The sequence below is a fragment of the Allotamlana fucoidanivorans genome, from assembly GCF_045788535.1.
In the GTDB taxonomy this organism is placed as follows: domain Bacteria; phylum Bacteroidota; class Bacteroidia; order Flavobacteriales; family Flavobacteriaceae; genus Allotamlana; species Allotamlana fucoidanivorans.
On the sequence record NZ_CP074074.1, the window covers coordinates 3,296,326 to 3,318,929 of the forward strand.

Below are 22,604 nucleotides of genomic sequence, written 5' to 3' on the forward strand. Positions count from 1 at the left end.
TTAATTTTTATTTAACCTCATCATAGTGGTCATCCCATTCTTTAGGTTTAGGTTCGTGTAATTTGTTTAATGATTTGGCTACGACCATAGATACCGTAGCATCACCAGTAACATTTACCACAGTTCTACACATATCAAGAGGTCGGTCAACTGCAAAGATTAACGCAAGACCTATGGGCAATAAGTCTGCTGGAAATCCTATAGACTCTAAAACTATAATAAGCATTACCATACCAGCGCTTGGGACAGCGGCACTCCCTATAGATGCTAACAATGCAGTTAAAATAATAACCATCTGATTGGTAAAGGTTAACCCTTCTGGCCAAATAACCTGCATAATGAATACGGCTGCAATCCCTTGATATAAACTGGTACCATCCATATTAACTGTTGCTCCCACAGGTAATACAAAACCTGCCACCTCTTTATCAACTCCTAAATGTTCTTCAACGCGTTCCATTGTTACTGGAAGGGTTGCCGCACTACTACTGGTAGAAAAAGCCAATAATTGTGCTGGGCTAATTTCTTTTAAAAACCATAATGGTGACTTTTTTGTAAAAACACTCACTAAAACCAAATAGAACAGCACCATCAAAATTAAACCACCCACTACACATAAACCATACCATAAAAGCTTAAGTAAAACTTCAGTATCATCAAAAGCAATAATCACATTTGCCATGAGTGCAAAAACTGCGTAAGGTGCAAATAGCATAATTAAATCAACCATTTTCATGACGACTTCATTTAGTGAATCAAAGAAATCAACTAATGGTTTTGCCTTTTTATCACCAATAAGCAACAAACAAATTCCCACAAAAATGGCAAAAAATATGACTTGTAACATAGAAGCTTCAGCAAGCGCATTAAAAATATTACTCGGAAAAATATCAACCAATGCCTGCAATGGTCCTGATTCTTTTTGTGCGGTGGCTTTGGCTAATTTATCGGCTACGCCTGCATCATTTTCATATTTTAATTTAATTTTTTCTAAAGTATCTTGAGACATACCTTCGCCTGGTTTTAGTGTGTTTACAATACTCAAACCTAAAACTATAGCAACTAGTGTAGTACTGATATAAATACCTATGGTTCTTAATCCCATAGATTTAATTTTTGAAATATCTTTTAAATCAGAAATCCCTTTTATTAAAGAAGCTAATATCAACGGAACTGCAATAAGTTTTAAGAGATTTATAAAAATGGTACCAAAAGGTGCAATCCAGTCTATAACGAATTCTTTACCTCCTACACTATTCATTAGAAAACCAAAAATGACTCCAAGCAGCATTCCTATAATTATTTTCCAGTGCATTGCTAGTTTCTTCATAGATATTATTTATTTCATTACGTTTCAACTTGTGGTATAAACTTGACATATCAAATTAACCCAAACAAATATATTGAATTATAAATTTTTGCAGACTTGTAGAAAGTGCCTTTAAATTATTAAGAAAGTGAAGCGTATTATTCTTAGAACTTAATTGATATTATGTCTTTTGTTATATCAAAAAAGACAACACCTTTTAATCTTCTGGTTTACAATTAACACATTACTTTCTGTTCTCTGAAATCAAATTTAAAAAGCAAAAAACAGCTTCTATTGATAAATCTTATTGATTAGATAAAAATCTGCAAGGACCAAAGCAGCCATGGCTTCAACAATAGGCACAGCTCGCGGTACAACACAGGGATCGTGACGTCCTTTTCCTTGCATCTCTACTGGATTTCCATGTTTATCAATGGTTTCATACTTTTGAATCAGCGTAGCTACTGGTTTAAACGCTACATTAAAATAGATATCCATGCCATTACTAATACCTCCTTGAATACCTCCAGAATAGTTGGTTTTTGTACTTCCGTCTGAATTAAAAGCATCGTTATGCTCTGAACCATACATAGTACTACCGTTAAAGCCACTTCCGTACTCAAATCCTTTTACGGCATTAATAGACAACATAGCTTTTCCCAATTCTGCATGTAACTTATCAAAAACAGGTTCTCCTAAACCAGCAGGTACATTTTTAATTACACAACTTACAATACCTCCTACCGTATCTCCTTTACTACGCACTTGTTTAATGTAATCTTCCATTTTTGTTGCCATATCTTGGTCTGGACAACGTACAATATTTGATTCTATTGCAGATAAATCTATTTCAGTATAGGGTTTGTTGAGTTGCATAGTACCCACACCTGAAACATAGGCTTTTATTTCAATGCCTCTAAGTACTTGTTTTGCAATGGCACCAGCTACAACTCTACAGGCTGTTTCACGAGCAGAACTACGCCCACCGCCGCGGTAATCTCGTATACCATATTTTTTATCGTACGTATAATCGGCATGGCTTGGCCTATAGCTATCTTTTATATGTGAGTAATCGTGTGACTTCTGATTGGTGTTTTCTATTACAAAACCAATAGAGGTTCCTGTGGTGACTCCTTCAAAAATACCAGAATGAAACTTAACCGTATCTGGCTCTTTACGTTGAGTTACAATAGCTGATTGCCCCGGTTTTCTTCGGTTTAATTCATTTTGAATTTCTTCTAAATCTAACTTAATTCCAGACGGACAACCATCAATAACACCGCCTAAAGCTGGTCCATGTGATTCTCCATATGTTGTTAATGTGAAAAGTTTTCCAAATGAATTTCCTGCCATAATACATTTTTTTTGCTAAAGTAAATCTATTCTAAGACATACAAAAGTGAAATGATATGATTGCTCAAAAAACCTGAGTAATTTGCTAGCTAGTTTCCTTGTTAAATAACATTATAAACATACAAGTAAAACCAAAAAAAGGATTAAAAAACCTTTGTAAAAACTACTACATTAAAATTATCATATCTAAAACCATAATATTTTAAAAAATTAAAGTTCCACATATCAATAATTCATACAAACCCTATAACCTTTATATTTAAAAATCACTTTTAAATATTAAAGTTCTAAAAGTGCTTTGATTTCATAGAAACTATTTACCTCATATTTTGCTTGATAATTTGATTGGAAATCTGTCACCTTGTTCTTATGAATATTTTGACCATGGTCAATCAAACGAATGGTAATCCAATTTAATTCATTTGGGGTAACAAAATCTTTTTTTAAATTATCTGCTATATAATAATATTGTGCATCACCATAAATGTTTTCAAAATACTTGTAATTTCTTAAACTGGGTTTTTCACTTCCAAATTCTTCTGAAATTAAAACCTCTTTAACAAAAGACTCTAAGCCCAAAGCTCTTATTTTATTTCTTTGCTGTGTACTGCGTCCGTCTGTTAAAATTCCGATAGGTATATTTTTATTGACCAAACTTTTTAATAAGTCTAATCTATCTGGAGTAAGGAAAACATTTGGAACATGGTTTCTATACATGATTAATAAATCAGAAACACTCAAGTCTACATTATACACTTCAAGAACCTTTTTAAAGACATTTTCTTTATTGTTGTACCATGTTAGCATATCTGAATAAACACATCCTTTTGAAACTTTTTTAAGTTTACTTATTTTATTAGCAATAGCGTTGTAAGCTGATTTCAAAAAATCAATTTCTTGGTACAGTGTATCATCTAAATCAAAAACAACTACTTTTTCAACTTTCATAGTTAATAACTAAATATAAACCAGCACTAAACAGATAGTTTTCTAAGTATTTGTATAAGTTTATTGTGTTTATCGTCATCATAATCCAAGTGAGTAACCATACGCAATTTACTATCCCCCATATTGATAATATGAACATGATGAGCTTCTAGTAATTTTACAAATGCTTTATCATCAATATGCCGTTCTAATTCAAATATAACAATGTTTGTTTCAATGGGCTCTACAGTCCTAATAAATGCTAATTTTGATAACTCCTGTCCTATTTCCTTGGCACGTCTATGATCATCAGCCAATCTTTCTATATGATGATCTAGAGCATACAAACCAGCAGCGGCTAAATACCCTACCTGCCTCATATTGCCTCCAAAAACCTTTCTTATTCTTAACGCATCCTCCATAATATTGTCGTTTCCAATTAAAATTGACCCAACCGGACACCCTAATCCCTTACTTAAGCAGACTGAAATAGTATCAAATGCGTTCCCATAATCGGTCAAAGATTCTTTTTTTTCAACCAAGGTATGCCATAATCTAGCCCCATCTAAATGAAACCCTAAGTTATGGGTTCGGCACACTTTACTTATTTTCATAATTTCTTTAAAATCCCAACATGCTCCTCCCCCTTTATTTGTTGTGTTTTCTATTTCAACCAAAGTAGACTTGCTATAATAGTAAGCATCTGGATTTATCGCATTTACAACTTGCTCTGCTGTAAACATACCTCTATACCCATCAATAAGTTTACAGGACACCCCACTGTTAAATGACACCCCTCCTGATTCATAATTATAAATATGGGCATACTTGTCACAAATAACTTGATCTCCAGGCTTCGTATGAAGTTTTATAGCCGTTTGATTTGCCATGGTTCCGCTAGGAAAAAATAGCGCGGTGTCTTTATTAAAAAGACTGGCCATTTTTTTTTCTAATTGGTTCATGGTTTCATCCTCCCTAAAGACATCATCACCAACTTCTGCTTGCATCATAGCTTCTAACATATGTTGTGTTGGTTTGGTTACTGTATCACTTCGAAGATCTATTATCATACCTTTAAATAACTAAATTTTAATGTTGAAAATTAATAAAAGTAAATTTAAATGAATTCTATAACTGACACATATTCTTATAGTAAATACCCTATTTTTCCATTTGACGAAAAAACAAGTAAATGGACAAAAAAAAAACAAGGTATGCATAAGATTAACTACTTTAGTATTTATTAAGCTATTAATCAAACACATAGGAAAAATGAAAAATTTTACAAAATTACTATTAATTCTTTGCTTTGTCGCATTTTCTTGCCAAAATGAAAATGTGAATTCAGAGCAGATGACTGAACAAGATTTACAGTCATTTGATGTTTTAACAACTACATGTACAGTTATTGATGCGGATAGATGTTATATAACGGGGCAACCTTCAGCTAATTTTTGGTGGCCTAATTTAACGAACAACAATGATTATTTTAACCCTACAACATATTTTGGTTCTGATGCAGAAAATGGTGTGAGTTTATCGTTTATGGAATATCCTGATGGAACGGCTCACATTTCTGGAACTACTATTAACTCTACAGGGTGTTTAGTTACAGTTGATGTATATTTGAAAGACAAGATGGATTGGACAACTTGGTCTGATTCTTTTGGAAACAATGGTCAGTTTAAAGATGAATCACCAAATAACTGTTCAAATATAGATAAAGAAACACTTTCATATTATGTTATAGATCCTGAAAAAAGTACAATTACAGCCACTGGAGGAAGTTGCTATGAAGAAGGAACTTATGATGTTATTCAACGTCCTGATGCTGATGATCCTAATACCCCTCATTTTGGAATTTATGTTGGTACAGGAGGTGCGAATTTTCATGGAGCAGATCCTGACGCTTATGGGTTAAGCGGATGGGGTTGGATGATCCACCAAGAAACTGGTAATAAATATGTGATGGACTTCAATTTTGCTACTGAATGTAGGACTACTGGATCAGACTGTGAAACTGCCTTTGCTAGAGGTAATGATGGTAATATTTGTTTTATTGATGAAGGTTTCAGTAATAAACGTTGGGGATGGAGAATTGTACTTCCTGAACCAGGAGAATATAGTTTTGAGGTTTATGCTGGCGCTGGTCAGTGTGATATATCAAAAGGAGTTAAAGTAGGTACCGTTGATGTTACCTACGCTAATGGCACTGTAGAAGTTGTTTATAATATAGATGAAGGTTATGAATTAAGAGAAACCCACGTTTATGCTGGTAAGGCAGATTACCCAACCAATAAAAAGGGTAAAAAGACTGTTGCTCCTGGCCAATATACTATTGGAACAGGTTTAGAAGGCGCAATAAGTATTATAGTGCATGCAGTAGTTTGTAATTAACATTGTGCTACGTTTTAAAGACAAATAATAAAAAAAACCTAAGATTAATTTCTTAGGTTTTTTTTATTTATAAATTTCTGCCCAAAAATCGAATAAATATAAATCATGATATCGATATTTTAATCGATATCATTTCAAGAATTAGTGACTTAATGATTCCAAAAATTATACATTTTTGCTGGTTAAGCGAAAATAAATATCCAAGAGATGTTAAAAAAAATCTTTCTATTTGGAAAAAGCAGCTGCCAGATTATCAATTTATTTTGTGGGATTCTAAAAAATTTGATGTTAATGTAACCGAATGGACCAAACAAGCTTTTGAAGTAAAAAAGTATGCTTTTGCAGCTGATTATATCAGATTTTATGCTGTTTATAATTATGGAGGGATTTATCTAGATACAGATGTAGAAGTATTAAAAAAGTTTGACAACCTCCTTCATCTGCCATATTTCATAGGAAGTCAATTTGATAATCTTATTGAAGCCGCCATTTTCGGGGCTGAGAAAAAATCCGATTGGGTTTTAGATTGTATGAAATATTATGAAAACAGACATTTCATTAAAGAAAATGGGCAAATGGATTTAAAGATATTACCAGAAATTATGCAAACTCAAATTGAGAAAAGAAGAAAACTCATTTTTCTAAATAATTCCATTGAAATCAAAAACATTTCTAGATTTATTGTTAACTCAAATATATTTTATGTTCTTCCTTTCGAATATTTTAGTCCTAAGAATCATCAAACAAGAAAAATATCGCTAACTAGCGAAACATATACAATACATCACTATAATAGTTCTTGGCTCCCACTTTCTTCTAAGATACGTTTGAATCTTATAAGGTTATTTGGTGTTAACCTTACCGAAAAATTCATAAATCTATTAAACTTGAGAAAATGCTACAGCCTACTCAAAAGACGTAAAACTTGAAGTAACGTATTTACTACTTTACTAAGAATATAGATGGCACCTAATCGGTTTATTTTAAAATATTTTTAATAAAAATGGATGGGCTAAATTGTCACCTTATTTTTTTAGGTTTCATAATTTTTCACCAAAATTTCATCATCATACCTTAACATAAGTACGTTAGCTTCCCAATCATCACAAAAGTCAATTTCCTTATTGAATAGATACTCATTTATTATCCATTTAGGAAAATTACCCCCTGCTAAATAAGACAAAGGAAATCCTCCTCCAAATCTTGCATTTATCTCAATCCCTTTTACTTCTTTTGTTTCTTTATGCATAAATAATTGTACAGTAATACAACCTCTTGCTCCCTTTAAATAAGAAAATTTAGACTCTATAATAATTTTTATTTTGTTCTTTTTTGTAACCCCTTTACTCACTTCTCCTCCTCTAACCTCTATTCGTTTTCTTGGGATTACACATTTTAAGTACCCTTGTTTTGAATAATATAAATCACATGTATATTCTTCGTAATCATTATGATCTAAATATTCAAAAAAATATAATGAACTATTTTTTAAAAAATAATTTGAAATTTGATCTTTATCTTTAATAATGTAATTCTCTACACTATTACTTCCATTTATTGGTTTTATAAAAAATGGTATTTTGTAATTGTTTTTAGTAAAGACTTGAGGTGTATTTATACCATTTTCTTCAAAAAGCAACTTAGTTTTTAATTTGTCTTCAGCAATATCAATAAAATCTATGTCAGAAATGACAACTAAAATATTATGCATAGAAAAAAGATGCTTATGCTTTGCTAATAATTTCAGCTCAGGATCCAGCATTGGTATTAATAGCGAAACATCATTATCTACACACTTTTTTAATAAGTCTTCAATATATCTTCTATCATTAATACGAAACGTCTTAAGATAATCATCAGCTATTTGAGCTGCTGAAGATAGTTCGGGTTCAGCATCTGAAACAATCACTTTTGATGATGGGCTTTGCTTTTTTAATTCAACCATAAAGGCCTTTACTAATGATACTCTTCTTCCTCCTGAAGTTATTAAAATATTATTCATAAATTTCTTAAATCAAATAAGCAATTATTTTATTTTTTTATGGGTTACCCATTTAAGAAAAGGGTTTCCAACAATAAACGAAATATAAAACAAGTGCCTAATATTGAATGTTGGTACCAAAATATAATAAATTTTCCTACCATATTCTTTTCCTAAAAAAGAATTTAATGGATAGGCACTTACTTCGGTCATTTTAGTTAATATAGCCTTAAGTTCCTGCAATGTTATTGCAGAACTTAGCATCCTTACCATCATAAAAAAAACAAAAGATTGCTGTCTTGTTTTCAAACGTTTTATACAAGAATTAACAAAAGGAATTGATTTATCCAAATTGTCAATAATATCTTTAAATACAATAGCTGCATTAGCATTATCCCTTATAACCCTTAAAAATTGAACGCTTTCCCTGCTTGTCATAGCTGAATTTGGAACCACCATATGCCTATGAGCATCAATATCAAAATATAAAACCCTATTGGCCTTAAGAAATAATTTTGTAGTAAAAATGGCATCTTCCATCCAGCGTCCTTTTATAAACTGAATTCTTGTTGCTAACAAGAAACTTCTTTTTACAAAATACCACCAAACTTCATTTTTATAAGGCATGTCTGCGATAATCTGAACACCTGTTTTAACACATTCTAAAAAACGTCCTTCTTTTTTATCTAATATATTATTAATGTGCGGATTAGTCGTTGCTATTGATTTAAAAGCAAGTATTTCTAAATCATGCTTCGTTAAAGTATTAAGTAAAACGTTCAAAACATTATCTGCTAAATAATCATCGGCATCTATAAAATAGATATACTCTCCTAAAGCCAATTCTATACCTTTATTTCTAGCAACTCCTACTCCTGAATTCTTTTGGGTATAAAGTTTTACATTTGAATAAGCACCCATGAATTCTTTTACAATAAAACAACTCTTATCTGTAGAACCATCATCAATAATTACAATTTCATACTGATCCACTGAAATATCTTGACATAACAAACTTTCAAGGCATCTCGAAATATATTTTTCTGCATTGTAAACAGGAACAATAATGCTTAACTTCATATTAAAAAAATTTTAATACTTTAGATTTATAAAGAATTCTTAAAGGGTAAAGGAATGTATAAAAAAGGTATTTATGATTAAACAGATAAATTGTTGTTTTATGAAGCTTGTTTTCAATAAAATATGAAATAGGATAAGCACCCAAAGTTTCAAATTCATTTAAAATTCCATCAACCTTTTTAATTGAAATATTTGCCTTTATAATTCTAAAAAACATATAATATATGTTCACATCTCTAAAAAATTTCACTTTATTGAGTATCTCATGCGGTATATTCTTTTTTTTATTTGAAAACTCCGCTAGAAGTTTATTAAAACTATATGTTACATTTATATAATCGTCTATTATTCTTCTTGAATGATTTTGACTATTATTATTCATTATAGAAGAAGGGACTTGTACATATCTATGTACGTCTATTGGGAGATAAATAATTTTTTTTGCATAAAACATAGCTCTAAGCGAAAAAGGACCATCTTCAAACGGATTATCTTCTTCAAAATAAATACTATTTTCATAAATAAAATCTTTTCTGACAAAATACCACCAAACAGTTATGTTAAAATGTTTAGTTTTTGATAAAAAATCAATCCCCTTATAAATCATAATTTCCGTTTCCTTCTCTGAATTTGATTTAAACAAATCTAGTTGCCTTGTTTTAAGAGAATTAAACCCCACAATATCAGCATTATATTCAAATGCTCTATCTAACAATAAACTTAAAGAATTATAGACTATATAATCATCAGCATCTATGTTATATATATATATTCCTTTAGCTAATCTTAATAATTTATTCCTAGTTGCATATAACCCTTTATTACTTTGAGTATATAGATGAATATTATCATTAACATGAATGAATTCTTGCACTATTTTTACTGAATCGTCTACCGAACCATCATCTAATACTAAAATTTCATAATCATCTTTAGGAACATCTTGATTTATCAAACTAGTAATACAATTACCAATATACTTTTCAGCATTATACATAGGAATCAAAATACTCAACTTCATTATAAAAGGTTTTATAAATACTAAAGATATATGGGTGTTATAATATGATTAAATAAATTCGTTAATTAACACAATAACTACCATGAATTAAAACTTTTGTTTTTTATGGATTAACCCTATTTTTGCTCAAAATACAACAACTATGATAACATACGATCAGATTAAAGATCTTAATACCCGCCTAGACAAACTTAGGCACTATCTTTGACATAGATACCAAACTTATAGAAATTCAAAACGAAGAAGAACAGACGTTTGATCCAAATTTCTGGAATGACCCAAAAGCCGCAGAACTTATTATGAAATCACTGCGGGTGAAAAAAAAATGGGTTGAAGACTACAAAACTGCTAAATCAAACATTGAAGAATTAGAACTTCTTTATGAGTTTCATAAAGAAGGTGAATATTCAGCAGAAGAAGTTCAAGACCATTATGATAAAACAGCTTCCTTTCTTGAGGATATTGAATTTAAAAACATGCTTTCTGATGAAGGAGATAGCTTAAGTGCCGTACTTCAAATTACTGCTGGCGCTGGGGGTACCGAAAGTTGTGATTGGGCTAGCATGCTCATGCGTATGTACCTCATGTATGCCGAAAAAAGTGGATTCAAAGTTAAAGAACTGAATTATCAGGAAGGTGATGTTGCTGGTATAAAAACGGTGACTCTAGAAATAGAGGGCGACTTTGCTTTTGGCTGGCTAAAAGGAGAAAATGGGGTACACCGATTAGTGAGAATTTCACCGTTTGATAGTAATGCTAAACGCCATACCAGTTTTGCTTCTGTTTATGTATACCCTCTAGTTGATGATACTATTGAAATTGACATAAATCCTGCCGATATTGAAATCACCACCGCACGTTCTAGTGGCGCCGGAGGGCAAAATGTGAACAAGGTAGAAACCAAAGTGCAGCTAACCCATAAACCTACAGGTATTCAAATATCCTGTTCTGAAACGCGCTCTCAGCATGATAACCGAGCTCGTGCCTTGCAAATGTTGAAATCGCAACTCTATGAAATTGAGTTACAAAAACAACTCTCGCAACGTGAAGATATAGAAGCAAGCAAAATGAAAATTGAGTGGGGAAGCCAAATTCGTAACTATGTTATGCATCCGTACAAATTAGTAAAAGATGTAAGAACAGGTCATGAAACGGGTAATGTAGATGCTATTATGGATGGTAATATTGAACCCTTTTTAAAAGCATACCTCATGATGATGGGACAAAAAGTTGAAGAGGAAGATCAATTATGAAAACAATAAACACAATCATCTTCGATTTGGGTGGTGTTCTCATTGATTGGAATCCGGAATACGTTTTTATAGATGTTTTTAATGGTGACCGAGATAAAATGCATTGGTTTTTAAAACATGTTTGCACACCAGACTGGAATGAAAACCAAGATGCCGGTTATACTTTAGAACAAGCTACAAAAGATAGAATTACCCTTTTTCCTGAATACGAAAATGAAATTGGAGCATTTTATGGTAGGTGGCCAGAAATGCTAGGTGGTGCCATAGAAGGCAGCGTGAGTATTTTAAACAGATTACGGGAGTCTAAACACTATAAAATTATCGCGCTTACAAATTGGAGTGCAGAAACATTTCCTATTGCTCTAAAAAAATTTGATTTCTTACAATGGTTTGAGGGCATTGTTGTTTCGGGAGAAGAAAAGACGAGAAAACCTTTTGATGACATCTATAAACTCACCCTTCAACGGTATAATATTAACCCAGAGCAGGCTCTATTTATTGACGACAATTTAAGAAATATAGAAGCGGCGCAAGCTCTTGGAATTCGCAGTATACATTTCAAGTCACCGGAACAACTTCTTGTCGCACTAAAACATTTTAATATTCATTTACAATGATAACCATATACCATAATAATAGATGCAGTAAATCTCGTAGCGGATTAAAAATACTAGAAGATTCAGGCAAAGATTTCAAAATTTCAAAATATTTAGACGACCCGTTAACCGAAGATGAATTAGTTAAAATTATTGAACTACTTCAAATAAAACCTATGGACTTAGTAAGACAAAATGAGGCCATTTGGAAAAGTGAATTTAAGCATAAAGCACTCACCGATGCTGAGATTATCTCTGCCATGGTAAAGAATCCAAAACTCATAGAAAGACCCATTGTTGTTAATGGTAATAAAGCTGTAATTGGCAGGCCACCTGAAAACATATCAGAAATTATTTAATATGTTTCATTTACATACAGGTTAACAAAATATTAACCTTTCTTCTATAAACCATACTCTACATTTATAGTCTAACCACCAAAACTATTTATGAATAAACGAGCTATCTTGTTAATGAGCTTGTGCTTTTTCACGTTGAAATCTATTTCTCAAAAACCATTATCAAAAGAAGTAGAAATTTCAGGAACAGTTATTGACAAAGAAACAAACGAACCTTTAGAATATGCTACTATTGCTTTTTTCAATAAACAAGACAATAAAATAGTTTCTGGAGGAATAACTGATACTAAAGGAACATTTAAAATTCCTGTAAGCACTGGTGTTTATGATATTACCATTGAATACATCTCGTTTAAAACCATAACTATTCCAAATAAAAAAATTACTATCTCTGAAAATATAGGACGTTTTGCGCTTGAAATAAATACAGAATCGCTTGATGAAGTAGAAATAATTGCAGAACGAACTACGGTTGAAATTAAACTCGATAAGAAAATTTATAACGTTGGAAAAGATTTGACCGTTAGCGGCGGAAATGTTAGTGATGTTTTAGACAATGTGCCATCCGTTTCTGTTGACGCTGATGGTGCTGTATCTTTAAGAGGAAATGACAATGTTCGTATTTTGATTAATGGAAAACCCTCTGGGTTGGTAGGCTTAAATTCTGCTGAAGCACTTCAACAATTGCCTGCTGAAGCCATTGAAAAAGTAGAAGTTATTACATCTCCATCGGCTAGATACGAAGCTGAAGGAACTGCAGGTATTTTGAATATTATTCTGCGAAGGAGTAAATTACAAGGTCTTAATGGTGCCATAACTGCAAACTTAGGACATCCTAAATCTGCTGGTATTTCAGGAAATATCAACTATAGAACTGGTGATTTAAATTTCTTTAACACAACCTCATACAGATACAGAACCACACTGGGTAAATGGTATAACGATGTTAAATATTATGACATCAACACACCCGACTTAAATGAACGAAGAAATTGGACAGACATTAGAAAGGGTATAAATACAGACACAGGTGTAGAGTGGTATATCAATGAATCTTCATCCCTTACGGCAGCTCTGGTATATGCAAACAACCAAAGTGACAATCTATCTAAAAACTACTTATATCAGTTTGACAAGATTAATCAAACATCGAAAACCAATATTAGACTTACTCCTGAAATAGGAGAACGAGAAACCATTCAGTATTCTGTTAACTACACCAAAGATTTTAAAGAGACCAATCATAAACTCTCGTTTGATTTTCAGTTTGAAGATACTACGGATGATGAAAATTCTGTAATAAATTTTGATGGTGTTGACTCTGAAAAAGTAAAAAACCTTGAAGATCAACAACGCATATTGCTTCAAACCGATTACGTATTGCCTGTTGGTAAAATGAGTCAGTTTGAACTGGGGTACAGAGGTGACTTTAATAAAAATATTACAGATTTTAGAGTGGATACGCTTAATGTTGACACCAATATGTTTGAGGTTAATAAAAACTTAACCAATATTTTTAATTTTAAACAATACATTAATGCCGCTTATCTTCAATTTGGTAGTAAAATTGGAAAATTTTCTTTTTTAGCAGGATTAAGATTAGAAAATACTAGAACCACATTAGACCAGCCTAACACAGGTGATTTTAAAAGAAAAAACCTAACAGGCTTGTTTCCTACAATGAATTTAAATTATGAAATAACAGAAGGGCAAAGTTTAATGTTAGGCTACAATAGACGCCTAGGAAGACCACGCGGGTTTATGTTAAACCCATTTCCTTCACGCTCAAGTATAACCAACATTTTTCAAGGGAATCCAGATCTTGACCCCACCTACACAGACCGTTTTGAGGTTGGCTATTTAAACAGCTTTAATAATTTCACCATAAGCTCTGCTATTTATTTCGCCTACTCTACCAACGTTATTACATTTGTGAGTAGAAAAACAGGAGAAACGGTTATTATTGACGGAAAAGAATTTCCTGTTATAGCCAGAGGCCCAGTTAACTTAGCAACAAACAATAGGTATGGTTTTGAGCTAAATGTAAACTATAGTCCTTCGAGAAAATGGCGGGTTAATACAGATTTTAATCTATACAAACTAAAACGAGATGGTGAATTTGAAGGTATTGACTTAAGTGCCAATAATATAAATTGGTCGGCACGATTAACCAATAAATTGACAATCCCATATCGTATAGACTGGCAAACTAACTTAAATTATCGGGGACCAAGTATTGATGCTCAAAACGACAGAAAAGGACGGTTTTCAACAAATATGGCGTTTAGCAAAGACTTATTCAAGGAAAAAGCATCTCTTGCTTTTAATGTTCGCGATATTTTTAATAGTAATATTTCAAGAAACCAAATCAGTACGGCAACTTTTACCTCTCTTCAAGAGATTCAGTTTAGAGGAGGCAGAACCTACAATCTATCGTTCACGTACAGATTCAATCAACAAAAAAAACGTGAACGTTCTAGTGGCGGATTTGAAGGTGGAGATGTAGACATGTAATAAAAAAGGGAAGCTATTTAATTTAGCTTCCCTTTTTTATATCTTTTTTATATTTAAACTCTTAACGCTTAGCTTTCTTTTCTTCTCTAATTTCTTTAATTCTTTCAATTAAAGAACCTCCAATCCAATAAGGAATTACAAAAGTTAATAAAAAAATCATTAACCAAAATCCTATGGTTAATATGGTAAGAAACGCTAAAAAGCCTAAGTACTGATCAAAATCAAACATAATGTTACGTGTCGGTTATAAATCTTCTGCAAATATAATGTAAACACTTTTGTTATACAATATCAATATAACAATTATTAACAAGATTATAAACAGTTATTTAGGTTGCAAACTACTTAATTTTAAATATAAATAATCCGTTTAAAAAAGCAAAAAACTAACATAAATCATATATAAAAAAATGCTAAAAACCGTAACTTAGCTACTTCAAATTAAATGATTAAACGATGAGTTTTAGAATAGAAAAAGACACCATGGGTGAGGTAAAAGTACCCACCGATAAACTTTGGGGCGCACAAACAGAACGCTCTAGAAACAACTTTAAAATTGGTCCTTCAGCCTCTATGCCTTTAGAAATAGTTTATGGTTTTGCTTATTTAAAAAAGGCAGCAGCCCATACTAATTGTGAATTAGGTGTATTATCAGAAGAAAAGCGTAATTTGATTTCTCAAGTTTGTGATGAAATTCTTGATGGTAAGCATGATGACCAATTTCCTTTAGTTATATGGCAAACAGGTTCTGGTACTCAAAGCAATATGAATGTTAATGAAGTAATTGCTAATCGTGCACATCAAATAGCGGGTAAAGCAATAGGTGAAGGGGAAAAAACAATTCAACCAAATGACGATGTGAATAAATCACAGTCTTCAAATGATACATTTCCAACAGGTATGCATATCGCTGCTTACAAGAAAATTGTTGAAACTACCATTCCTGGAGTAAAACAATTACGAAATACTTTAGCCAAAAAATCTGAAGATTTCAAAAATGTTGTAAAGATTGGTCGTACACATTTAATGGATGCAACACCTTTAACTTTAGGACAAGAATTATCAGGTTATGTAGCTCAATTAGATCACGGTTTAAAAGCCTTAACCAATACCTTGTCTCATTTAAGTGAACTGGCCTTAGGAGGAACTGCTGTGGGAACGGGTTTAAACACACCTAAAGGATATAGTGAACTTGTAGCAAAGTATATTGCCCAGTTTACAGAATTACCATTTGTTACAGCTCCTAACAAGTTTGAGGCTTTAGCTGCTCATGATGCACTTGTAGAAACACATGGAGCTTTAAAACAGATTGCTGTGTCATTAAATAAAATAGCAAATGACATTAGAATGATGGCTTCTGGACCAAGATCGGGTATAGGTGAAATAATTATACCTGCCAATGAGCCAGGAAGTTCTATCATGCCCGGAAAAGTAAACCCTACGCAATGTGAAGCTATGACTATGGTTTGTGCACAAGTTATTGGTAATGACGTGGCGGTATCTGTTGGCGGCCTACAAGGTCATTATGAACTTAATGTGTTTAAACCTGTTATGGCTGCTAATGTTTTACAATCTGCTCAATTAATTGGAGATGCTTGTGTAAGTTTTGACGTAAATTGTGCTGTAGGTATTGAGCCTAATCATGAGGTGATTAATAAGCTTTTAAATAATTCTTTAATGCTTGTTACAGCGCTAAACACCAAAATTGGATATTATAAAGCGGCTGAAATAGCTAACACTGCCCACAAAAATGGAACAACCTTAAGAGAAGAGGCTGTTAGACTTGGGTATGTTTCAGAGGAAGATTATGACGCCTGGGTAAAACCAGAAGACATGGTAGGCAGTTTAAAGTAAATACGCCATATACAACATTCCAATATAAAAAAACAGGTAATAAAAAAAATTACCTGTTTTTTTGGTTGGTTAGCTATCAATCCTTCAAACTTATTTGTTGAATCGCTTCAAAGGTATAACTTTGTTTAAACAAAAAAATTAACATTTGTTAACATTTGTGACTTTTGAGCAAATAGAAGGTGCTAATAATTTATTTTTATCTAACTAGAAATACCCTCTTCTTCTTTTAATTTTTTTCTTATTCTACTGAGCTGAACCGGAGTTACACTAAGGTAAGCCGCGATTTGATATTGAGGTACTAAAACTTCCAATTCTGGAATTTCCTTATTGAGCTTTAAATACCTTTGGGTGGCATCCATAGAAATTAAATCTAAATGTCTTGACTCATGTTTTATAAATAAATGTTCCAAAACTCTATTATACAAATTACTTACACAAATGTCTGTTTCACATAATTTCATAAAACTTGAATAATCAATTTCATACACCTTACAGTCTGTTAAGGTTTCATATACTAATTTTGACGGTTCTCTTTTTATTAAAGCGGTGTAGGAGCCAACAAAACTTGGTGCCATAAAAAAGTTTTTGTTATACTCTTTACCTTTCTCATCGCCTAAATATGCTCTTACCACCCCTGTAAGTAACATATATAGTTTTGTTGGTTGTTCTCCCTCTTTAGCCAGCTGAACTCCTGAGTTTACCTTTTTAAAGGTTGATATAGCCGCCAACTTTGAAAACGTGTCTTCTGAAATAAATGAAAATGAATTTAAGAAAGTTAGATTGCGATGCATTGGGGCCTAAAATTTTTATAACGTGTTAAATAGTAAACAAACATAAAAGTAACACCTCATTTTATATTACAATTAATTAATCTTTCATTTACAAATAAAACTTGTTTAAGTGATTTTTTAAAATTTTAACGTTATTAAATATGATTCCTCAATTTCAAAAACTTAAAATTACAGATAAAAAAAGGTTTCAAGCTTAACTTGAAACCTTTTAAGTGCTACGTTTAGTTTTATCTATTTCATAGTAAATTCTGAAGTAGAAACTAAATCCTTCTCGTTAAATACATTAACAATATATCTTCCTTTTTCAAAATCATCTTTCGCAGTTACAAATTCACAAACATTTAAGTTTGCATTTTCATAATTAAATTTACTAATAAGACTATAATTTAAAGTTTTATCTTCAAAAGTAACTTGTTCGTTTAAACCCAAAGTATTGTTTTTAGGGTCAATAACTTGTATATATAGCTCTTGATCACCCGCCTGAACCAAGGTGTTTTTAGCAACAGTGAAGCAAATTCTAATTTTATCAGCACGTCTTGCTCTTTCTGTTGGAATTACTTTTCCTGAAGTTCTTTCAATAACCCCTGAACCTTTTAAATCTACGGTATTCAAAATTGATGCATTTTCAACGACTTCTGCTAAGGCATTGTTCTGTACCAATAAAGAATCAGTAAAGATAGTTCGTTCTTCTAAACGTACTCTAGTACTATCTAAAGACGTTGCCAAATAAGAATTTTCTATTCTTAAAGAATCGTTTTGAGCTAATAAGGCATCCATCTCTTTTTGTAAAGAAGCATACTTTTGTTTATACCTCCATAAACTTTTCACATTAGTTTCTGAAATTTTTAATGAATCTATTAAACCTTGAATACGTTCTCTGGCTTCAATTAAATCTTTGTTAGCAACTTCATTTTCGCTAATGGCATCATCATACTGCTTGGCCATGGCATTTAAATCGTTCATCACCAACTGCTTTTGCTCAGTCAAATCATTCTGGACTTTTTTACTACTATTATATAAATTCATAGTATAAAAACCTGTTGCTAAAAATAAAACTACAGCTATTCCTAATGCTACTTTTAGACCTGTGCTACTTTTGTTGTTTTCCATAATAAAAAGTTTTAATGTTGTTAAGGTTAATTCTTGATCGCCTACTATTTTTGTTCGGTTTTTATAATGCTGCAAATAAATTAATGACTAATTTTAGTTTGTCTAAATATATTTACTTTATGGATAAACTAGTATTATTTAATAGAAAAACTTGTAACAGCCTTTTAAAAAAACGAACTGGTGAATCCAAGTTTGGTCAACATATTCAAACATTAACCAGCATTTCCAATATATACGAGCAACTTGAAAATTTGGATGTTACGTATGTTATTTTGGGTTTACCAGAGGATGTTGGAGTGTTTGCTAATCATGGAAAAACAGGTGCTTCAAAAACTTGGGAGGCATTTATAACCACCTTATTAAATATACAAAGTAACCGTTTTTACAATGCCAATAGAATATTGCTCTTAGGACATTTAGATTTTAGTGAAGAACAGGATCAAATGGCCAAACTTAATCAATCTAGAAAAAAAGATGTTTTAAAGTCTAGAAAAATAGTAGAACAAATAGATAAACAGGTTACGCATATTATATATCAAATAGTCTTAGCTGGAAAAACACCTATTATAATTGGCGGCGGGCACAACAACGCTTATGGCAACATAAAAGGTACTAGTTTAGCTTATGGTAAACCCATAAACGCCATAAATTTTGATGCACATACCGATTTTCGAGCTGAAGAAGGGCGCCATAGTGGTAATGGATTTAGTTATGCTTTGTCCGAAGGATTTCTTAATAAATATTTTGTTTTTGGTTTACATGAAAACTATACATCTGACCAAATTTTAGATACGTTTGAAAACTCTGAAAATTTAGATTATAACACCTACGAAGCCCTTGAAGTTAAAAATGAATTAAAATTTAAGAAAGAATTAAAAAGAGCTTCTGCATTTGTTTCAGAAAATAAATTTGGGCTTGAAATTGATTGTGATGCTATAGAAAACATTCCTAGTAGTGCCTTAACTCCAAGCGGATTTTCGGTTAATAAGGTTAGGTATTTTGTAAATTATTTTGCCAAAAATGAACATGTGGCCTATTTACATATTTGCGAAGGTATTGCTAATAAGAAAAAGTCAAACCATGTAGCTAAACTTATTACCTATTTGGTCACCGATTTCATAAAAGAGAGGTAATATTTATATACTTACTTTTCAAAAAAATGGCATCAGGTTTTTAACAATTACTATTCGTCAAAAACCTGATGAATTTGAGCATATTGAAGCAAAACAATGGTTCTTGTATCTTCAATATCGCCATTGTTCAACATCGTTATAGCATCATCAAAATGTATTTCTAATACTTCAATATCTTCATGCTCTGTATGTAGGCCACCTCCATCACTTACTTTCATATCATCTGTATATTCGCCAATAAAAAAATGCATTTTTTCAGTTAATACACCTGGTGACGAATAAGCTTCATATACCTTTTTTACATCTTTTATTCTATACCCTACCTCTTCCTCGGTTTCTCTAATAATACAAGCTTCGGGATTATCTTTATCGAGCATACCTGCACAAATTTCAACGAGAAAACCGTCCTTATTGTCATTCATATAAGTAGGCATCCTAAACTGCTTAGTGAGAATAACAGTACGCTTCGTTTTATTATAAAGCAAAATACCTGCCCCATCTCCCCTATTATACACTTCACGCATCTGGTTTACCCAAGCTCCATTTTCCATTAAATAATCAAAATGTAACTTTTTCAGAATATAATAATTATCTGAAAGTAACGTACTCTCAATATTTTTAACTCGATCACTCTGCATACAATAAATTATTTCAAGCTAATTTAAAAAAAGGATTCTATTTATACTGTTAGTTCTCCTTAAGCCTTTGAAAAACTTACTGAATATGTTATAGAAAATGAACTATACATATGATTATGAACAGGTTTGTTAAAAACTTAATCGTTTTAATAAATACTAAAATTGACAAAATATAGTATCTTTGAATTAGCTATTAATCCCAAATTTGCATTTATATGCTATATAACTATCTTAATTCTATTGTCTTGGTTCCCTTTGCTATGCAGCAATCACAAATTGTTAATGTCCTTATTATAGTTGCCGTTTTTTTTGGAATTTTATTGATTTTAGGTATCAGAAAGTCGTATAAATTAAATAAAGAAAAACAACGACTGGAAGAAATTGATAAAAAATTAGCTGAAGAAAAAGAAAAGCCTTACCGTGATTTTACCGAAGGCCATATTTATGGTGGAGATAACTAAGTATATTTCAAGATGCGCTATCTTATCTTTTCTTTAATTCGATATTTTTAATACTCACATAGAACTTGTTTCTAAATACAAAATAAAAAAAGCTCACATGTATTGTGAGCTTTTTTTATAACTTATTACGATATCTTATCTAATCAGTTTTTTATACTTAATCCTTTTTGGCATAAGATCACCACCAAGACGCTTTTTCTTATTTTCTTCGTAATCTGAAAAACTACCTTCAAAGAAGTATACTTGCGAATCTCCTTCAAAAGCCAAAATGTGTGTACATATTCTATCTAAAAACCATCTATCATGTGAAATAACTACTGCACACCCTGCAAAACTTTCTAAACCTTCTTCTAAAGCTCTTAGGGTATTAACATCTAAATCATTGGTGGGCTCATCTAAAAGCAAAACATTGCCTTCTTCTTTTAAGGTCATGGCAAGGTGCAATCGGTTTCGCTCCCCACCCGATAATAGTTTTACCTTTTTGTTTTGTTCACTACCAGAAAAATTAAATCGACTCAAATACGCTCTTGAATTCACTTGTTTTCCTCCCATCATAATAAGTTCCTGCTCGTCACTAAAATTCTGCCAAATTGTTTTTTCTGGATCAATATTAGAGTGACTCTGATCTACATAAGCCAATTTCGCTGTATCCCCTACAATAAACTCTCCTTTATCTGGCGTTTCTTCACCCATTATCATTCTGAATATGGTTGTTTTACCTGCGCCGTTAGGACCAATGATACCAACAATTCCTGCCTGTGGTAAATTAAAGTTTAAATTATCATACAACAACTTATCATCATACCCTTTTGCAACACCTTTCGCTTCAATAACATTAGTACCAAGCCTAGGACCATTTGGTATGTATATTTCTAATTTTTCATCCAATTGCTTTTGATCCTGACTTAATAGCTTATCATAGTTCTTTAAACGTGCTTTTTGTTTAGTTTGACGGCCTTTAGCGCCTTGCCTAACCCACTCTAACTCACGTTCTAAAGTTTTCTGGCGTTTTGAAGCAGCCTTACCTTCTTGAGCCATACGTTTCGATTTTTGATCTAGCCAAGAGGAATAATTACCTTTCCAAGGTATACCTTCTCCTCTATCTAACTCTAAAATCCAGCCAGCTACATTATCAAGAAAATACCTATCATGTGTCACAGCAATCACCGTACCTTTGTATTGTGCCAAATGGTGTTCTAACCAATGTACAGACTCCGCATCAAGATGGTTGGTGGGCTCATCTAAAAGCAACACATCTGGTTCTTTTAACAACAATCGGCATAATGCTACCCGTCTTTTTTCACCTCCTGAAAGTACCCCAATCTTTTTATCACCATCTGGAGTGCGAAGCGCATCCATTGCAATTTCAAGTTTCGTATCAAGCTCCCAGGCATTAGCAGCATCAATTTGATCTTGAAGTTCAGCCTGACGGTTCATTAACTTCTCCATTTTGTCTGGATCAGAGTAGACTTCCTCTAAACCAAACATATCGTTAATTTTATTGTATTCATCAAGAATGGCAACGGTTTCGGCGGCGCCTTCTTTTACAACTTCCAATACCGTTTTTTCGTTATCTAATTGCGGTTCTTGCTCTAAATACCCAACAGAATAATCTTGAGAAAACACAACATCACCCTGATAATTTTTGTCAACCCCCGCAATAATTTTTAATAACGTAGATTTTCCAGAACCATTAAGTCCTAAAATTCCAATTTTAGCACCATAAAAAAAACTTAAATAAATGTTTTTTAATACTGGTGTATTTGCACTTTGAAATGTCTTGGTTACTCCAGACATTGAAAAGATAATTTTTTTGTCGTCACTCAT

General features: G+C 32.1%; 21 protein-coding genes. 9 read left to right on the forward strand and 12 right to left on the reverse strand.

What is annotated here, in order from left to right:
• Nucleotides 1-7 precede the first annotated feature (7 nt).
• The 4 genes from KFZ70_RS13995 to KFZ70_RS14010 form a co-directional block, all read right to left on the reverse strand.
• On the reverse strand, nt 8-1,330 hold the full coding sequence (locus tag KFZ70_RS13995) for a dicarboxylate/amino acid:cation symporter (RefSeq protein WP_139694895.1): 1,323 nt from the start codon (nt 1,328-1,330) through the stop codon (nt 8-10).
• Nucleotides 1,331-1,600: 270 nt separating this feature from the next.
• On the reverse strand, nt 1,601-2,662 hold the full coding sequence (gene aroC / locus KFZ70_RS14000; protein WP_139694896.1) for a chorismate synthase: 1,062 nt from the start codon (nt 2,660-2,662) through the stop codon (nt 1,601-1,603).
• Between the two features lie 279 nt (nt 2,663-2,941).
• Entirely contained in the window at nt 2,942-3,610 is a 669-nt protein-coding gene (locus tag KFZ70_RS14005; RefSeq protein WP_139694897.1) for an HAD family hydrolase, read from the reverse strand.
• 26 nt (nt 3,611-3,636) lie between these two features.
• On the reverse strand, nt 3,637-4,659 hold the full coding sequence (locus KFZ70_RS14010) for a low specificity L-threonine aldolase (RefSeq protein WP_139694898.1): 1,023 nt from the start codon (nt 4,657-4,659) through the stop codon (nt 3,637-3,639).
• Nucleotides 4,660-4,861: 202 nt separating this feature from the next.
• Here KFZ70_RS14010 and KFZ70_RS14015 point away from each other — a divergent pair, with 202 nt between their 5' ends.
• Both KFZ70_RS14015 and KFZ70_RS14020 read left to right on the forward strand, forming a co-directional pair.
• Nucleotides 4,862-5,986: a hypothetical protein gene (locus KFZ70_RS14015; RefSeq protein WP_139694899.1), complete on the forward strand. Its 1,125-nt coding sequence runs from the start codon at nt 4,862-4,864 to the stop codon at nt 5,984-5,986.
• Between the two features lie 152 nt (nt 5,987-6,138).
• Nucleotides 6,139-6,915 (forward strand): glycosyltransferase family 32 protein, encoded by a 777-nt coding sequence (locus tag KFZ70_RS14020; RefSeq protein WP_139694900.1) that lies wholly within the window; start codon nt 6,139-6,141, stop codon nt 6,913-6,915.
• A gap of 104 nt (nt 6,916-7,019) precedes the next feature.
• Here KFZ70_RS14020 and KFZ70_RS14025 read toward each other — a convergent pair whose 3' ends face one another.
• Genes KFZ70_RS14025 through KFZ70_RS14035 form a run of 3 tightly spaced genes read right to left on the reverse strand, consistent with a single transcriptional unit; the run spans nt 7,020 to nt 10,068 of the window.
• Nucleotides 7,020-7,988 carry an ATP-grasp domain-containing protein gene (locus tag KFZ70_RS14025; protein ID WP_139694901.1) on the reverse strand — a complete coding sequence of 323 codons (969 nt, stop codon included), beginning with the start codon at nt 7,986-7,988 and terminating at the stop codon, nt 7,020-7,022.
• A 24-nt stretch (nt 7,989-8,012) separates the two neighbouring features.
• The gene (locus tag KFZ70_RS14030; protein ID WP_139694902.1) at nt 8,013-9,047 is read right to left on the reverse strand and encodes a glycosyltransferase; all 1,035 of its coding nucleotides are present in this window, start codon (nt 9,045-9,047) and stop codon (nt 8,013-8,015) included.
• Nucleotide 9,048: 1 nt separating this feature from the next.
• On the reverse strand, nt 9,049-10,068 hold the full coding sequence (locus KFZ70_RS14035; RefSeq protein ID WP_139694903.1) for a glycosyltransferase family 2 protein: 1,020 nt from the start codon (nt 10,066-10,068) through the stop codon (nt 9,049-9,051).
• 142 nt (nt 10,069-10,210) lie between these two features.
• Between KFZ70_RS14035 and prfB the strand changes: the two genes are divergently transcribed.
• The 4 genes from prfB to KFZ70_RS14055 all read left to right on the forward strand — a co-directional run bounded on the left by prfB (nt 10,211) and on the right by KFZ70_RS14055 (nt 14,790).
• Nucleotides 10,211-11,321 (forward strand): peptide chain release factor 2 gene (gene prfB / locus KFZ70_RS14040; protein WP_139694904.1). Its coding sequence is split into 2 segments (ribosomal slippage): nt 10,211-10,273 and nt 10,275-11,321, totalling 1,110 coding nucleotides; the frame shifts between segments, so codons are not numbered across the junction.
• A complete protein-coding gene (locus KFZ70_RS14045) occupies nt 11,318-11,938 on the forward strand; it encodes an HAD family phosphatase (RefSeq protein WP_139694905.1) in 621 nt (206 codons plus the stop codon). The genes prfB and KFZ70_RS14045 overlap by 4 nt, the downstream gene beginning before the upstream one ends.
• On the forward strand, nt 11,935-12,276 hold the full coding sequence (gene arsC / locus KFZ70_RS14050; protein WP_139694906.1) for an arsenate reductase (glutaredoxin): 342 nt from the start codon (nt 11,935-11,937) through the stop codon (nt 12,274-12,276). Before KFZ70_RS14045 ends, arsC begins: the two co-directional genes overlap by 4 nt.
• Nucleotides 12,277-12,366: 90 nt before the next feature.
• Entirely contained in the window at nt 12,367-14,790 is a 2,424-nt protein-coding gene (locus tag KFZ70_RS14055; RefSeq protein WP_139694907.1) for an outer membrane beta-barrel family protein, read from the forward strand.
• Between the two features lie 61 nt (nt 14,791-14,851).
• Here KFZ70_RS14055 and KFZ70_RS14060 read toward each other — a convergent pair whose 3' ends face one another.
• Nucleotides 14,852-15,019 carry a hypothetical protein gene (locus KFZ70_RS14060; RefSeq protein WP_199240640.1) on the reverse strand — a complete coding sequence of 56 codons (168 nt, stop codon included), beginning with the start codon at nt 15,017-15,019 and terminating at the stop codon, nt 14,852-14,854.
• 227 nt (nt 15,020-15,246) lie between these two features.
• On the opposite strand from KFZ70_RS14060, the gene fumC reads away from it, so the two are divergent.
• On the forward strand, nt 15,247-16,644 hold the full coding sequence (fumC, locus tag KFZ70_RS14065) for a class II fumarate hydratase (protein ID WP_139694908.1): 1,398 nt from the start codon (nt 15,247-15,249) through the stop codon (nt 16,642-16,644).
• 200 nt (nt 16,645-16,844) lie between these two features.
• On the opposite strand, the gene KFZ70_RS14070 is transcribed toward fumC, so the two are convergent.
• Nucleotides 16,845-17,435 carry a Crp/Fnr family transcriptional regulator gene (locus KFZ70_RS14070; RefSeq protein WP_139694909.1) on the reverse strand — a complete coding sequence of 197 codons (591 nt, stop codon included), beginning with the start codon at nt 17,433-17,435 and terminating at the stop codon, nt 16,845-16,847.
• A 231-nt stretch (nt 17,436-17,666) separates the two neighbouring features.
• Nucleotides 17,667-18,545 (reverse strand): chromosome partitioning protein ParA, encoded by an 879-nt coding sequence (locus KFZ70_RS14075; RefSeq protein WP_139694910.1) that lies wholly within the window; start codon nt 18,543-18,545, stop codon nt 17,667-17,669.
• 119 nt (nt 18,546-18,664) lie between these two features.
• Here KFZ70_RS14075 and KFZ70_RS14080 point away from each other — a divergent pair, with 119 nt between their 5' ends.
• Nucleotides 18,665-19,678: a formimidoylglutamase gene (locus KFZ70_RS14080; protein ID WP_139694911.1), complete on the forward strand. Its 1,014-nt coding sequence runs from the start codon at nt 18,665-18,667 to the stop codon at nt 19,676-19,678.
• Nucleotides 19,679-19,728: 50 nt separating this feature from the next.
• Here KFZ70_RS14080 and KFZ70_RS14085 read toward each other — a convergent pair whose 3' ends face one another.
• Nucleotides 19,729-20,316 carry an NUDIX domain-containing protein gene (locus KFZ70_RS14085; RefSeq protein ID WP_139694912.1) on the reverse strand — a complete coding sequence of 196 codons (588 nt, stop codon included), beginning with the start codon at nt 20,314-20,316 and terminating at the stop codon, nt 19,729-19,731.
• Between the two features lie 215 nt (nt 20,317-20,531).
• Between KFZ70_RS14085 and KFZ70_RS14090 the strand changes: the two genes are divergently transcribed.
• Nucleotides 20,532-20,777 (forward strand): hypothetical protein, encoded by a 246-nt coding sequence (locus tag KFZ70_RS14090; RefSeq protein WP_139694913.1) that lies wholly within the window; start codon nt 20,532-20,534, stop codon nt 20,775-20,777.
• Nucleotides 20,778-20,912: 135 nt separating this feature from the next.
• Here the strand turns inward: KFZ70_RS14090 and ettA are convergent, their stop codons facing one another.
• Nucleotides 20,913-22,604 carry an energy-dependent translational throttle protein EttA gene (gene ettA / locus KFZ70_RS14095; RefSeq protein WP_139694914.1) on the reverse strand — a complete coding sequence of 564 codons (1,692 nt, stop codon included), beginning with the start codon at nt 22,602-22,604 and terminating at the stop codon, nt 20,913-20,915.